19 protein-coding genes are annotated in these 13,763 nt (G+C 58.9%); 8 read left to right on the forward strand and 11 right to left on the reverse strand.

The genetic code is table 11. The features are described 5' to 3' along the window. Positions 1-3: 3 nt before the first annotated feature. The 7 genes from ACH2ED_RS07260 to ACH2ED_RS07290 form a co-directional block, all read right to left on the reverse strand. Positions 4-141 carry a hypothetical protein gene (locus tag ACH2ED_RS07260; protein ID WP_395089783.1) on the reverse strand — a complete coding sequence of 46 codons (138 nt, stop codon included), beginning with the start codon at positions 139-141 and terminating at the stop codon, positions 4-6. Continuing rightward, on the reverse strand, positions 138-629 hold the full coding sequence (locus ACH2ED_RS07265) for a hypothetical protein (protein ID WP_395089785.1): 492 nt from the start codon (positions 627-629) through the stop codon (positions 138-140). The genes ACH2ED_RS07260 and ACH2ED_RS07265 overlap by 4 nt, the downstream gene beginning before the upstream one ends. Beyond that, positions 626-1,669, reverse strand: coding sequence for a hypothetical protein (locus ACH2ED_RS07270; protein ID WP_395089787.1), 1,044 nt, complete (start codon positions 1,667-1,669; stop codon positions 626-628). The genes ACH2ED_RS07265 and ACH2ED_RS07270 overlap by 4 nt, the downstream gene beginning before the upstream one ends. 37 nt (positions 1,670-1,706) lie before the next feature. Then, positions 1,707-2,264: a thermonuclease family protein gene (locus tag ACH2ED_RS07275; protein WP_395089789.1), complete on the reverse strand. Its 558-nt coding sequence runs from the start codon at positions 2,262-2,264 to the stop codon at positions 1,707-1,709. After that, on the reverse strand, positions 2,227-2,445 hold the full coding sequence (locus ACH2ED_RS07280; RefSeq protein WP_395089791.1) for a hypothetical protein: 219 nt from the start codon (positions 2,443-2,445) through the stop codon (positions 2,227-2,229). The genes ACH2ED_RS07275 and ACH2ED_RS07280 overlap by 38 nt, the downstream gene beginning before the upstream one ends. A 13-nt stretch (positions 2,446-2,458) precedes the next feature. Continuing rightward, positions 2,459-3,151, reverse strand: coding sequence for a hypothetical protein (locus tag ACH2ED_RS07285; RefSeq protein WP_395089792.1), 693 nt, complete (start codon positions 3,149-3,151; stop codon positions 2,459-2,461). Positions 3,152-3,348: 197 nt separating this feature from the next. Continuing rightward, the gene (locus tag ACH2ED_RS07290; protein ID WP_395089794.1) at positions 3,349-3,774 is read right to left on the reverse strand and encodes a hypothetical protein; all 426 of its coding nucleotides are present in this window, start codon (positions 3,772-3,774) and stop codon (positions 3,349-3,351) included. Positions 3,775-4,000: 226 nt separating this feature from the next. Between ACH2ED_RS07290 and ACH2ED_RS07295 the strand changes: the two genes are divergently transcribed. From ACH2ED_RS07295 to ACH2ED_RS07325, 7 genes are all read left to right on the forward strand, one after another. After that, positions 4,001-4,432 (forward strand): hypothetical protein, encoded by a 432-nt coding sequence (locus tag ACH2ED_RS07295; protein ID WP_395089796.1) that lies wholly within the window; start codon positions 4,001-4,003, stop codon positions 4,430-4,432. After that, on the forward strand, positions 4,429-4,854 hold the full coding sequence (locus ACH2ED_RS07300; RefSeq protein WP_395089798.1) for a hypothetical protein: 426 nt from the start codon (positions 4,429-4,431) through the stop codon (positions 4,852-4,854). The genes ACH2ED_RS07295 and ACH2ED_RS07300 overlap by 4 nt, the downstream gene beginning before the upstream one ends. Before the next feature lie 56 nt (positions 4,855-4,910). Then, positions 4,911-5,234 (forward strand): helix-turn-helix domain-containing protein, encoded by a 324-nt coding sequence (locus tag ACH2ED_RS07305; RefSeq protein ID WP_395089799.1) that lies wholly within the window; start codon positions 4,911-4,913, stop codon positions 5,232-5,234. A 42-nt stretch (positions 5,235-5,276) separates the two neighbouring features. Beyond that, on the forward strand, positions 5,277-6,179 hold the full coding sequence (locus tag ACH2ED_RS07310; RefSeq protein WP_395089801.1) for an ATP-binding protein: 903 nt from the start codon (positions 5,277-5,279) through the stop codon (positions 6,177-6,179). Between the two features lie 9 nt (positions 6,180-6,188). Continuing rightward, positions 6,189-7,037 carry an HNH endonuclease gene (locus ACH2ED_RS07315; protein WP_395089803.1) on the forward strand — a complete coding sequence of 283 codons (849 nt, stop codon included), beginning with the start codon at positions 6,189-6,191 and terminating at the stop codon, positions 7,035-7,037. Between the two features lie 209 nt (positions 7,038-7,246). After that, complete coding sequence (locus ACH2ED_RS07320) at positions 7,247-7,846, forward strand: type IV toxin-antitoxin system AbiEi family antitoxin domain-containing protein (protein ID WP_395089805.1); 600 nt, start codon at positions 7,247-7,249, stop codon at positions 7,844-7,846. Beyond that, positions 7,843-8,775 (forward strand): nucleotidyl transferase AbiEii/AbiGii toxin family protein, encoded by a 933-nt coding sequence (locus ACH2ED_RS07325; protein WP_395089807.1) that lies wholly within the window; start codon positions 7,843-7,845, stop codon positions 8,773-8,775. The genes ACH2ED_RS07320 and ACH2ED_RS07325 overlap by 4 nt, the downstream gene beginning before the upstream one ends. Before the next feature lie 88 nt (positions 8,776-8,863). Here ACH2ED_RS07325 and ACH2ED_RS07330 read toward each other — a convergent pair whose 3' ends face one another. The 4 genes from ACH2ED_RS07330 to ACH2ED_RS07345 all read right to left on the reverse strand — a co-directional run bounded on the left by ACH2ED_RS07330 (position 8,864) and on the right by ACH2ED_RS07345 (position 12,879). Then, positions 8,864-10,768 (reverse strand): ATP-binding protein, encoded by a 1,905-nt coding sequence (locus ACH2ED_RS07330; RefSeq protein WP_395089808.1) that lies wholly within the window; start codon positions 10,766-10,768, stop codon positions 8,864-8,866. A 22-nt stretch (positions 10,769-10,790) separates the two neighbouring features. Further along, complete coding sequence (locus ACH2ED_RS07335; RefSeq protein ID WP_395089810.1) at positions 10,791-11,378, reverse strand: sigma-70 family RNA polymerase sigma factor; 588 nt, start codon at positions 11,376-11,378, stop codon at positions 10,791-10,793. 213 nt (positions 11,379-11,591) lie between these two features. After that, positions 11,592-11,918, reverse strand: coding sequence for a hypothetical protein (locus ACH2ED_RS07340; protein ID WP_395089812.1), 327 nt, complete (start codon positions 11,916-11,918; stop codon positions 11,592-11,594). Positions 11,919-12,021: 103 nt separating this feature from the next. Next, positions 12,022-12,879 (reverse strand): hypothetical protein, encoded by an 858-nt coding sequence (locus tag ACH2ED_RS07345; protein ID WP_395089814.1) that lies wholly within the window; start codon positions 12,877-12,879, stop codon positions 12,022-12,024. A gap of 130 nt (positions 12,880-13,009) precedes the next feature. Here ACH2ED_RS07345 and ACH2ED_RS07350 point away from each other — a divergent pair, with 130 nt between their 5' ends. Continuing rightward, positions 13,010-13,699: a helix-turn-helix domain-containing protein gene (locus ACH2ED_RS07350; RefSeq protein WP_395089815.1), complete on the forward strand. Its 690-nt coding sequence runs from the start codon at positions 13,010-13,012 to the stop codon at positions 13,697-13,699. Positions 13,700-13,763: the final 64 nt, after the last annotated feature.

Genomic DNA, 13,763 nt, shown 5'->3' on the forward strand with positions numbered 1-13,763 from the left:
AAGTTACTTGCCCTGCGCAGCGACAACCAATGCTTCGACTGCCGCGAGAGTGACATCTGTCTCCTCAGTTGGGAGAAATCGCCGCAGGAACCAGCGGAGTGGCTTTCTGACGAAGAGTTTCCAGAGTTGCTCGTCTTTCATGGCCTCGCTCCGTCCCTGGCTTCCTGCACGCTGATTCCGCCGATCTGGACGTGGCACGGGTCCCAGCCAACTTCTACTTTCGCTTCGAAGTCACGACTCGTTACCGCCGAACGGATGGTGTCGCGATCTTCTTGGGAGAGTCCCCAGCCAATGCCTGTCACGCAGCCATGAGCTTTGGCACTTGCCGTCAGCATGAGTAGGAACTTCGTGCTCTCTTTGTTGGGCTGGTCATCGTCCAGGATATCCACGGCCAAGGAGTCGGGATTCCCATCCTCCGTGACCGCATTGTGCATTCCCCAACGCACTTTGGTGAAGCCGTCGGCGAGGAGCTGTCTTTGCCGTGTGGGGGAGCGCCACGCTTCTTGAATCCGTGGCCGCAAGCCATGCCCTTCGAGGTCTTCCAGAATTGCAGTGGCTTTTCGCCGAAAGATCGGGTTGCACTCGGTGAGCCTCTGGGCGTTCCGTTCCTTGCGTTGCTCCTCGGTCATGACTCCGGCTCCGGCTCTGCTTTGGGCATGACTTTGACGGCGATGATGAGCACGTCGCCGATCTGGATGCTGGAAACCTCTTCGAGGGCATGACTCGCCGGAATCGTGACCGTGGGAACCGACGGGGCGGGCGGTGGTGTGGTGAGGAGTGGCAAGCCCGTCGCTTCGCTCTCTGCTGGTGCGCTATCGCTCTCCATGACAGCGTAGCCGGGTGGAAGCACATCGGCGAGCGGAAGACCTGTACCTCTGCTTTCGGTAACCAAGGCAAGTCCTGTAGTGTTGCTCTCCGCCGGTGCTTCTGTGGTTGGCTCGCTATCGCTCTCTACGACGGTATAGCCAGGCTTCTTTGTATCCGTGACTTCGCTTTCGATGACGGTGTAGCCCCCCGGCACGGCGGCATCATCCACTACTTGGGGCTTGATCTCGCTCTCGACCACGAGGTAGCTCGCAGGCTTCGCCGCATCGCTGGGGGTGCTCGATGCCTGGGTGGCGAGCGGCAAGCCGGTCGCATCGCTTTCTGCGGGGGAAAGGGCTGGCGGCGTGGAGTCGCTTTCGACGACTATGTAACCCGTCGGAACCGCTGCTTCGCTCGAAGGCTGGATTACTTCGCTCTCGACGACGGCGTAACCGCTGGCTTTCTTATCGCCAGAAGAGGGCAGGATGACCGCGTCAGCAGGTGGCACTGGGCTTTCAGGCGGAATCGTGATGATGAGTGGCTTGGTGACCAGAACTGGCTCAATCAGCTCCGTAGGCGGCGGAGCGGGCGACTCGGGCGGGATCTGGTGGAGCGGGCCGTTGGTCGAAGCCGTCGAAGGAACCGGAGCCGTGACGACAACCGGCGGCCCGAGAAGCGGCATCGGGATGGGTTTGGGCGCTGGCTTTGGTACGACCTTTGGCTTTGGCCGCGAGAGGAGCTTGGGTTTTGTAGTCGTTGTCTTTACGGTGGCGGATTTCGTGGGCGTAGTGCTCGCCGCCGATGGTGGGGGCGTAACGGGTTTTGTCGCGGTCTTCTTCGGGGCTTTGGTGATGAGTGGTTTCATGATCTGGATCTCCTTGTCTCTGTGTGCTTGTTGGGGGCTAATGGCTCTTTCGCCACTGCCACGGGGGAATGGGTGCTGGCATGGCCCAGAGGCCGCGCTTGGCGGCTCTGGCGGTATCCTCGGCGAGGCGCAGGTCTCGGCTGTCTGGCGCGTACTGAGGTGACCACCAGGCCAGCCCCGTTTCGATTTGCCTGCGCTCGATGCTTGAATAGCTTGGTGTGCCAATCTGCGCGACGAGCCGCCGATACCTATCCTTCTCGATAGGTTGAATGCTCAGGTTCTGCCCAACGAGTAGAGTACCGAGCGCTGCTCTTGCCATCGGGCCGCTGGGCTGGTTCATCTCCGGGGCGTCGGCTCCGAATAGACGAATGGTGATGGTTTTGAGGCCGTCGCAGCTCGCGTGGAGCGTGTCACCGTCCACCACCTCGATGACCCGGCAGGTGTCGATAGCAGGGAGGGCATCAGGCAAACTCTTGCTTCCCGTGGGCCAGACAGTGGCTAGGCCACTACCAATCACGGCGATTCCTGCGCCAGTTCCCAGAATAGCAGCCCGTTTCTTACGGCTGGCTTGGGCTGTCTTCGTCGTCGTTGGCACTGGCTTTCTCCTTTCGTTTGCGTTTGTCTCTGAGGCGGCGTAGTGCCCGCCTTCGAGCGCTGCGGAACTTTGGCTGTGCTCTGAGCCACCAGGTGAGGGCAACGACGAGACCGATGAACGCGTTTATCAGGCGGTTCTCGGCCTCGTCAGTCAGAACGGCGAGCGTGTGAATGATGGGCATCTTGCCCTCCTGGTTACGCCGTGACGATCACGAGCGAGCTCTGCGGCGTTCCCTGGAAGCCCGAGGCAGAGACGGGGATGATCTTCACTCCGATCTTCACGCCGCTCGCTGGAATCCCGAACTTGGTGTCGTAGAGTGCGCCAATATCCGTGTTAGCCAAGTCGGCGCTAGCTCCCGTTCCAATGAGCCGGAACTCGCTGTTGCTCACGGTGGAGCGCCCCGGAGACATCGGTTCAGTGGCGAAGACGAGTAGCTCGGTTCCGAGAGCATCGATGGTTGCGCCCAGCTTCAGCTCAACAGCAGGAGCCGCCGTGACATTGACGGTCGGAGCAAAACCTACCATTGGAATGGCAGGCTCGACACCAAGCGGGGCATCGTCGAGAGTGGCAAGAGCGAACTCAGCACGGGTCTGGTTCAGGGCGATATAGATCCGATGCCCCGTCGGGTTGTAGAGATCGCCGTACTTCCCGGTCTTGGTGACGAGCGATGCCAGGCCGTTCCATCCGATACGCTGCTCCTCGGTCAGAGTTGCCCAGCGCGAGGCGAAGGTGCTGAAGCGGTCGCGAACGTCCATCTGGCGCTCGCTATTGGGCTGGTCGGGTGCGACGTTCTTCCGAAGGTAGAGGCCGCTGGGGTTGCGGGCGAAGACGTTGTCGCCGAACTTGCCGGAAGCGTCGTCGAGCAGGCTATTGAGTTTGACTTTCATGGTGTGGTTCTCCTGTTGCGTTTTCCGATTCTCTGACCGGAGCTGCTGGGACGAACCACAAAAGCGAAAGCGACGAACCTTGCTCGTGGTTCGTCGCCATGACAACAAGGTTATCACACAAATGTTTGCCTGTCAAGGGACACAGCTATCTCGCTTTACGATGGGGGCTTATGTCACCTCTGCGCGAGGCGCTACGGTCACACCGCCCGATGGTTATCGCTCACGCTTAGAGCCGGACAGGTTCCCCCGGCTACGCCAGGACCCACCGCACCGGCGCGACGACGGACACGAAGCACTTGTCTCTCTTCTGCCACGTGCGCTGCCACCTTCGCGCGACGCGCTACGGTCGCCGCTCCCCAATATTTCGGATCGCTCTCAGGACGGCCACGGTTCCCCCGCAAGCGGGTTCCCACCGTCGCCGTGAAGCAGTGGAAGATGTATTTAGATTTCTCCCCTTCCGTCCCCCAGGGGAAACGTGTAATCAGCCTTTCTCTCACATGCTGTCGGCGGGGCAGGGCTTCTGCGTTTCGGTGGGCTGGGTGCGGCGCGTCGGTCGGCACGAAGCGCGGGTGTAGCTCGGTCAGCTTCGCTCGCCGCCGCCGTCGCAGGAGCGCAAAAGCCAAATCAAATGTAAATAGTACCGAAATAAATATGTTTAAAAATGTTTTAATTGTATTATATTGGGGTATAATATCAGTGGCGGGCACTGCCCGACTAATCGCCCAGAAATGGGAAAGAGCGCGGGGTTCGCCTGGAAAACTGGCCCCGCGCTCTGGAAAGGAAGCCACCAAAATGGCTACCAATTTGGATTGTAACACGCTTCTGTCACACGTTGCTACACAGCGGGAAATGCGCGAAGCTCGCGCCGCACAGGGCTGGTATCTGTACGCACTTGGGGAAGTGCGCTCCGAATCAGTCTGCATCATCGCGCCGGTTGTCGCAGATCCCAAAACTGGGGTGGTTGCTCAGGCGCAGTATGTGGTCTGCCGTGAAACGGGGCGGTGTTCGTGCCCAGATCAGAATCGGCTGGATCGGGTAAATGGCCAAGCCTTTGATCTCGGTTTGCAAATAGATCCCCTTATTTGCAAGCACGCGCTCATGGTTCCCCTCTTGCTAAATCGCGCCGAAGAAGAAGTGGAGCGGGTGCGGCTCTTGGAAGCGGCTAAAGCCGCCGTGGCTGCCCCGCCAGCTCCTCCCGTGCAGCAGGTTCGTATATCGGGTACGGCTCAGTGGTACTTGCAGCGCCGCCGGGTTCGCATCCCTGCGGGAGCTTCTCTGTGAGCGCCCCGGCTTCTCTCGCCGCCCCGGAAGGGGCGGCACCCAGTCCGAGCTTGGGTAAGTTACTCGGGGTGGCGTGTGATCTGTGCGCTACCGAGGATCAGTTGGTACTGGCCGGTACTTTGTGCGCGGATGGTCAGTGGCGTACGTTTCGCGTGTGCTTGGCGTGTCGTGCCGCTTGGGAGATTCGCCCTGGCGGGCTGGAAGTGCTGGTGCATGAAGATCGGGCGGAATATGTGCTTGAGCCTTGCCTGGAACCGTATGTGTCCCGGCCACCTCGTGAAGTGCTCCAGGAGCTAATGCGCTCCAACCCCGGCGTGTGGGCTGTCTCTGTGCTGTGGTGGTCGCCGCCAAGGCTGGAAGTGCTCTTGCTGTCTATCACGGGGCAGAATCGCGTATTTCGCGGTGAGGTAATCAGCGAATAAGTAAGTGGTTAAATTCCCCCTTGCCTTTAGGTGAGGGGGCTAGGGGGAGAGGTGTTATGAAAGAGTGGCTGACAATTGTGGAGGCGGCGGAGCGGCTTAATATCACGCCGTACACGCTGCGTATGTGGATCAAGCGGGGGAAGATCGCGGCTTCAAAGCAGGGAGCGGCGGGACCAGGGCGGCGAGAATGGCGAGTGCGCTCTGTGGACGTTCAGGCGTTTCTCGGCGAGGAGCCTGCTCCTCCTGAGCCTGTCTCTTTGGCTGTGCTTCAAGCTCGGCAGCAGGTGGGGGCGCAGCTCCTTGTAGTCCTCGACTCTGAGCTCTCCGATGGGGAGAAACTGGCGCAGCTTCGCGGGTTCGCACAAGGGCTTTCAGGATAGATAAAATCTTGAAATTAGTTGAGATATAAAGTATAATGAAGCATGGATTTGATGGGGCGTGCTAGTAGTTTGGGGGAGCCGATTATTGACCCGGTTCGGTTTGTACAGGCAACCCGCGATTCGGGGTATCGGAGCCTCGATGCGGCTCTTTCCGAGCTGCTTGATAACAGCCTCCAGGCGGGGGCAACTAAGGTGCGAATCTTCACGCCGGAAGGCGGGCTGGTGGACAGCGATACGGTGGCCGTGCTCGATAACGGCTGTGGGATGGGGCCGAAGCAGCTCCGCATCGCGCTTCAGTTCGGCGGCTCCGAGCGTTTCAATGATCGCTCAGGGCTTGGCAGATATGGAATGGGTTTGCCAAATAGCTCACTCAGCCAGGCGCGGCGGGTGGAGGTCTACTCGTGGCGAGGGAAGACGATCTGGTACAGCTATCTCGATCTCGATGAGGTGCTCACCGCCGAAAGTCCCGTTCTACCTGCGCCACGGCAGCGTAAGAGCCTCCCCAAGGGTTTTGGGCGCTACCAGTGTGGCACGGGTACTCTGGTGATCTGGAAGCGCCTCGATAAGGGAAAACCACTGCGCTGGGGAGCGGCGATAAAGCGGCTCTCTCGACGGCTGGGGCAGGTCTTCCGATATTTTATTTGGGAGGGGCGTGAGGTCTTTCTTGACAATGCGCCGCTGGCCGCTGTGGACCCGCTCTTTCTCTCGACCCAGACCCGCATCCCGTGGGTTCAGGGAAAGCCCTACGGGGAGCCGCTTCTCTACGAGTTCCGGGTTGGCGATGAGGGGAAGACAAGCCGGGTTGAGGTGCGCTTCTCTGAGCTGCCTATTGGTGAGCTGACCAACCTTCCGAACTCCGATAAGCGTACCTATGGCGTGACCGGTGGCGCGGGTATCTCCGTGGTGCGTGGCGGTCGTGAGCTTCGGAGACACTTCGGCGTATAATGGTTTCCAATGGCCCTCCTGTACTACTGGCACCCTGATAACTATCGCCGCGATCTGGATATGGGCGCTGGCTTTCACCTGAACCAGTCGAATCCGCTTCTCCATTCGTTGGAACTCGGAGATAGTCTGTGGGCATTTACCCGAAACAAATCGAAGCGCTATGTTCTCGTCGCCGAGCTGGTTATCAAGGCTAAGACGCAGAACCCGCACAACTTCCGCTACGGTTCCTACCGCGTTTGGGGCGATCTGAAAAAGTCGCGCTACTTTCTCGCGGACGACGATGCGCCGAGGGTTGAGCAGATCATTCGTTCTTTGAGCATTCGGACAGAAGCGAAGAAACTGGGGCAGTCGTTTCAAGGTCATGCTGCTGTTCGTGCGATTTCGGAGGCCGATCATCAAGTGCTCGTTGCGGCGGCTCAAGCCCTACCTTTGGAACCACGCGCAAGGATTCTTCCAGAAGAACGGTTGGAAGCGGCGGTGCTTCTCGGCGACGAGGAAGCGGTTCGTCAGCTCTTGGTCGAGGAACCATCAGGCGTTGCAGAAGCGCGGGCTGCTTACCTCTTTTCACAGGCTCCGACTCGAAACCGCCAGCTTGTTAAGGAACTTCAGAAAACTTACGACGGTAAATGCCAGCTCTGCGGCTGGAATCCAATGGATGAGTACGGCCACTGGCTCTGTCATGGTCATCACATTCACTGGCTCAGTCGCGGCGGTGATGATGACCTACGAAATCTTCTTTTGGTTTGTCCGAACCATCATGGAGCAATTCATGCCTGTGATGCCCATCTGGACTATAAAGATTTCACTTTCAACTTTGGAACGCGAGTCGAGAAGGTAGAACTAAATCTTCATTTGTAGAAAGCACGTTCAGCGGTCGCTGTCACTGGCACTAGATGAGTAGCTCATGGAGCCAGATGTCTCAGAGTGTACCTGGGCAGGCTCCGAAAACCTTGTATGTTACTCGCAGAATACAATACTATCAGAGCCGACATTTCGTGTTTCACCCAGCGACGCAATTTTCCGAAAATCTTGTATACTGTCAGCAAGAGCTAAGGAAATCTGAAGTAATGAGCACCGCAGAGACTGTTTTGGAGCTGGTTCGTGACCGGCGCATGGTTCGCCCGCGTGACCTGGAGGCGGCGGGCATCTCGCCCACGCATCTCCAGCGCCTCTACGAGCAGGGGATGATTGAGCGTTCCAGCCGAGGAGTCTACCTGCCGCTCGATGCCCCGCTCGACCCCCACCAGACTCTGGCCGAGGTTGCCCTACGAGTTCCAAGCGGTATCGTCTGCCTGCTCTCCGCGCTTCAGTTCCACCAGTTCACCACCCAAAGTCCGCATCAGGTCTGGCTGGCGCTCCCGCCGCGCACCCACCGCCCCCAGCTCGATAGCGTCTCGCTGCGGCTCTTCCAGATGTCCGGGCCGCTTCTCACCGAGGGGATCGAAGCTCACGAGCTTGGCGGCGCTTCCGTTCGCATCACCAGCCCAGCCCGCACGGTCGCCGACTGCTTCAAGTTCCGCAACAAGATCGGTCTGGACATCGCTCTCGAAGCCCTCACGGATGGCTGGCGGCGGCGCAAGTTCACGATGGACGAAGTCTGGCGCTACGGAAAGCTCTGCCGCGTCTCCAACATCATGCGCCCTTACCTGGAGACCCTGAGCCTGTGAGCGAGCCGAAGAAACAGGGCGAGCGCAACCCCGGCGCATCGGTGCAGGCGAAGCTCAAGAACCATCGGGCGAGTACCGGCGAAGACATGGCGCTCGTGCTCCTGCGCTACGTCATCGAGCGGTTTCTCTACCGCCTCAGCCTCTCGCCCTACCGGGATCGCTTCGTCCTGCGGGGAGCCGCGCTCTTCTCCGTCTGGGTTCCGGGAGGGCACCGCCCGACGGGCGATCTGGACATGCTGGGAGTGGGCGAGAGCACAGCCGAGACCCTGAAGCAGCAGTTTCTGGAGATCTGCGCGATCCCCGTTGAAGAAGACGGCCTGGTCTTCCTGCCCGAGACCTTTCGCATCGAGGAGCGGAGCGAGGGCCGGGTGTATCAGGGACTGTACATCGAAATCGTCGCCCGGCTCGGCACGGCGCTCCCTCGCCTCGAAGTGGATATCTCGTTCGGCGAGGCAATCACGCCGGGGCCAGAAGAGATCGAGCTGCCCACGCTTCTCGGCCTGCCTCGCCCGAGGCTTCGCGCCTACCCCCGAGAAACTGTCGTCGCCGAGAAAACCGAGGCGCTCGTCAAGCTTGGTATGGGTAACACGCGCCTCAAAGACTTTTTCGACCTCTGGTATCTTTCGAGCGCCTTCAGCTTCGACGGCCCGACCCTTGCCGCCGCTCTGAAAGCCACCTTCACCAGGCGCGACACCCCGTTTCCCGACGGCGGCCTGCCCATCGCCCTCACCGACGAGTTTGCCAGCGATCCTATCAAGCAACGCCAGTGGGCCGCATTCCGCAAAAAGCTCACCGATGACACCACCCCGACCAGCCTGGAGGCGCTCCTAACCCCGCTCCGAATCTTTCTCCAGCCCCTGCTCGCCACCCTCGCAGAAGAGCGCCCCTTCACCGCGCACTGGAACCCAGGCGGCCCTTGGGAGCCATAAGCGCTACTCGACCAGCCCCTCACTACAGACGATTCATAAGCAGCAGCATTTTCTCGTCGGTCAGCATGTCCTGGTCTCCGTGTTGTGCTTACGCTTCCTCACCCTCAGGGCTTGTTTGCTCGCTGGTAGTGGCAGTCTCTGTGGTCTCCTGAATGGCATCCTGGAGCGCGAGAGCATCCGTGACATCACGGTACTGGTCGTAGCGGCTCAGGATCGCGGCGAAGTTCACCGACCACTCCTGCTTCTCCTTGCGGTACCACTCAAACCGATCAGGGTGCGCCTCCGCGTTGAGCTGAGAGAGTCCCAGAGTGAACAGGAACATCTCCCAGCTTGCTCGCAAGAGTCGCCCCGCTTCAGCAGGGTCTTTTGGGGTGTAGCCATAGATACTCGTGTAGAACGGGTGGCTCTTGTTCAGAAAGAGCTGTGTCTGCATTCCGAGCTGCTGAACACGGTAGAACGGCGCTTCTGGGTTGTCTTCAGGGATCGCGAGAAAGAGCCGCTCCTCGGTCTCTTCTTCCAGGCGTCGCTCCTCTTCCTCCAGAGGCCGCCTAGTCTGTGCCGCACGGCGCCGCGCTTCCTCACGGAGGTTTTGTGCACCGCGCTGCTGCTGAAATGGCGTTGTCGGAAGATAGGGTAGGGCATCTGTCAGCGCTCGCTCTGAGGGACGGCTGTGATCGGCGGAGTCTCCTTGATCGCCCTTTGCCTCCAACGCAGCAGCTTCAGTCAGGTAGGCTTTTCGCATCTGGTTGATCGTGCGAAATAATCCGGCTGCTTCCAGTGCGTCCCAAATGCGGTCTGATACTTCTACCTCGTTCATGACAGATAGTTTTAATTCTTCATCCATAGTACCTGGAAAGCTCAGCTCGACTTGCCAGTAGCGGTCGTTATTTTGGAAGGTTGTCTTGGAAGAGCTGTTAACCACGTCAATCTGTCTGCCATTTCGTAGCATAAGAATCCCAGGGAGATCCTTGACTACTTTGAACCTATTATTGTTCTTTCCACGAACTTTTTCCTTGCTCTCAGGCTGACGTAAGAACGAAACGGGAAACCGCGCGATGCGTACTCCAATAACACCTTTAAGACTACCGTTATCGTCACTCACGGGGATGTTGATCGCGGGAAGCGCCTCAGCGCGATCCGAATCCTCATCGTAAAACTTCCAGCCCTCAGTTAAGAACAGCGGGTCAATCGGTTCTACTTTCGTGCCATCTACCCAGAGTGTCATTGCAGACAAGAGGTTGCGGAAGATCACGCCAAGATGCGGAAGGAGATGCCCCTGGAAGCCGTTTCTGGTCTTTTTCTCCAGCCGATCCAGGTTCTCGATGACGATCACGGTACCCTGTTTAAGCTCCCCGAGGTGCTCAAAGATATAGCTATCCACCCATGAGGGGAGGCTTGCCTTCTCAGCACCAGGAACCTGAACACGCCCTTCGGTGGTCGTATACGCGCCCTGGTCGGCCTTTTCAATATCCAGCTCGATACTGTAGAGATCGGCTCCAGCAACTTTTGTATAGACCGTAAAGCGCTTGCCGATGCTAAGCGTGGCAGACGACAGCCCGAAGCCGTACTTGCCGAACCCCTGCCGGTTGCCCCGGCGGTGAGTGCCTCCCCAGGGGATCGCCCCACGAAGTACCTTCGGGCTCATACCGTGCCCGTCGTCAATGACAGCGATGCTTTGGATCTTCTCGCCATGGCACTGGAAGGCGATGTGGACGTTTTTTGCGCTGGCCTGGATCGAGTTGTCAATCAGGTCATCGAGCGCCGTGTCGTTGCCCTTGTAGCCGATGTCGCGGACGCTGTAGAGAAACGACGCTCCCGACGCCAGGCTGAAGTCATTGTCGCTGAGTGTCTGTGCCCACGCTTCCTGTGCCTTCAAGTCTTCATCAGGGTCTGGGATGGGGAGAGTAAGCTGCGCCATCGCTCGGGTCAGGGTCGGCTCACTCTTGAGCTCACGTGCGCTCATCGGCTCAGGGGTAGTTCGTTTGAAGTTCATAGTTGGTTCCTTTAGGTCGGGGTCAGGCAAAAACGTACTCGGAAGCACGCTCGCGGAGAGTGGTGTAGGTGCGCTGGAGGCGCTTGTTTAGGGTCTGCGGGGTAACTTCCAGGCGGTGAGCGATGGAGGTCTGGCGCTCGCCGTCCCAGTAGACGGCGTAGAGTAGCTCCTGCTGAGGAAGCGGCAACGCGTAGAGAATCTCCTGAAATGCCGTCCGCTCGGCGCTCTTGCTGGGGGAAAGCTCTCGGGACTCCGCACGCTGCGCCTCAGGGCTCTCTAGCGACTCGGTGCCCAGATCGCGGAAGCTCTGCTCGTAGCGAACCAAATCGCAGACTGCGTTGCGGACGGCCTTTTTGATGTAGCCAAAGTGTGGCTTCGCAGCGCCACCAGGGCAGCGTCGCATCGCGATAACTGCGGCAAGCCGAGCCTCTTGGCGAGCATCGTCTTGGAGATAGAGTGGGAGCTTGCGGACGGCGTTCTGGATGATGCCTTCACACTGAGCGAGGGTAGTGGTCTCTGCTGAGGAGGTCTGAGCCTGCCGTGGGGTGGCAGGAAGGTATTGGGAAGCACCGAGCTGTGTTTCTACAGCCCGAGCGACACTTGTCGTCATGGGGCATCTTTCCTTGTGTTAATGCAGAAAGAGGCCCATACGGGTCGCGTTCAGCTCCGTCGTCCTTCGCGCCCCCAATTTTGCAGGGACGGTTCGATCAGAACCTCAGTCAGCAGGGTATTTTGTTTTTGAGTGTTGGGGCTGATTTTCTCGGCCCTCGCAACTCTCACTAACACTATACTTTGAAATACGGAAATTATCGCCTCGACAAGTTCAAGTATTTTTCGGACTCTGGGATTCGGGAGGCTCGGAGCGGCTCTGCTCCCAGCGCTTCTTCTGCCCCTTAGAGATATTAGCCTTACCCTCTTCCGTCTGAGGAATGCCCGGTGGACGCCCGCTCACCTTGGCACCTTCACGAGCTCGGTAGCTACGTGGCTCCCAAGCCAGGAGAGCAGAGCGCCGCACCCCCCGACGTCCGAGAGCCAGCTCATACGCTAGCCGCCCCTCGGTCAGAGCCAGGTACACCGCCGACTCAGAGACGCCTTTTTCCCGTGCCGCCTGCTCTACTGTTAGCAGCTCATTCCCTTGTTCTTCAGACATCAGCATTCCAGGTTGAGCGCCCACTATGCATTTTTCCGCGCTTCCGAAATAGTATACACCTGGCATACGCTTCAACGGCCACTAAAGCGCGTGGAAAGGGCCACTAAACGGTGACAGGCTTGGCGTAACAGACCGGAGCCGTCTCCAGGTCCACACTCCATTCCGGGCACTCTCTCAGGCCGTGTAGCACCAAGATCGAAAAGCCAGACCGCCGCCAGTGCCGTCGCGCGGCCAAGTGTATCATCAGGCGGTGTACGGCCCAATTGGCGATTCGTTGCAAGTCTGGGGCGTAGAGCCGCCGGACGTGTGGCCAAGCAGGAAGCGTACTCAGGCTCCGTGATTCCCCCGCATGAAGCGACTCAATCGGGCCACTACGGTAGACCTGAGCCACGGTTGCGTTGGCCTCTTGGCGCAAAGACCACTGCCGTGTCAGAACTCTCTCCGCTTCGGGCTCCCCAGCGGTGTTCTCCCGAAACGTGCGCACTCTCTCGGCGAAGTGCTGCATGATCGCTTCATCGGGGAGCACTTGGCACCCAGGCATTGGCAGAAGCTTCCACGCGGCCCGTGCCCGGTGGTGTGCTCTCTCCGGCTCGGCATCTTCCAGCTCCCACCAAGCCGCCAATGCAGCGCTGAACTCGATCTGAATGCGCCGCATCTCCCAGTCGGTGATCCTGCCCGCCTCAGGATTGCGCCGGATCGCTTCAGGAAGGGGAGCGCCCTGGGTGAGTACATGGGCATAGGAGCCGTAGCGCCAGCAAGCCGCAAAGATCGCTAATGCTTCGTCGGCGAGGGAGAGCAGCATCTCGGATTCGGGTAGGTCGGTGGCCAGGTCGTCGAGCTGGTCAAAGAGTGCCCGCCAGGGCGCGACCGTGGCCTCGTTCCAAATATCCTCACCCGCCGTGCGCCACTCCCCGAACGCGGAGAGCGGGGGAATGATAGTGGCAAACGGATTTTTGCTCATGTCTCATTATACCTAGTGACCGATTCGGTTGTGCACTTGCTCTTTGCACCCACGAAAAGTGAAGCGTAAGTCTGTCTGTTTTATTTGTAAAACAGTTGTTTGTTTAGTTCTGCGGGTAAAATAGTAATGTATGGATCAGATCACTCTTTCCTCGCTTCTGCGCGAGCTTCGTGCCCTACCTCGGGAAACCGAGTGGGTGGAGTTCAAGGTCAATAACAGCGACCCACAGGATATCGGCGAGTACCTCTCAGCCCTCGCAAACTCGGCGCGGTTGGTAGGGAAGGCACAGGCGTATCTCGTTTGGGGTGTCGAAGACGGGACACATCGCCTGGTGGGCACAACCTTCGACTTTCACAAAGCCAAGTACAGCACCCAAGAGCTGGAATCCTGGCTGACGGGCAATTTAACGCCCAAGCTGCATCTGAGTGCGCACCAGTGGATGGAAGACGGAAAGCCAGTCGTGCTGATCGAAGTTCCCGCAGCCCTTCAGATGCCGGTTCGCTGGCGCGGGGAAGCCTACATTCGGCTTGGTTCCTACAAGAAACTGTTGAAAGACCTACCCGAGAAAGAGCGGGAGCTCTGGAAGCTGCTGGAGCAGAACGCGTTTGAAGACGGCATGGCGCTTCAGGGGCTCACTCCAGACGAAGTTCTGGACTGCATCAATGATGACGGCTACTTCCGGCTCCTTGGCCAGTCGCGCCCCTCGGAGCGCACAGGGATTATCGAGCGCCTGATCGCGGAGAAAGTCATTGTTCGCACCGACGCAGGGGCGTATGATGTCACGAACCTAGTGCCGCACTTCGTTAGTTTGCATGGATGATTGGATAGAGTCTTTTCAACTTTAGTCGCGCATCTGCAGTGCGAAACTGCCAGTCCACTCGACA

It is taken from the genome of Armatimonas sp., from assembly GCF_043757465.1.
Classification (GTDB): domain Bacteria; phylum Armatimonadota; class Armatimonadia; order Armatimonadales; family Armatimonadaceae; genus Armatimonas.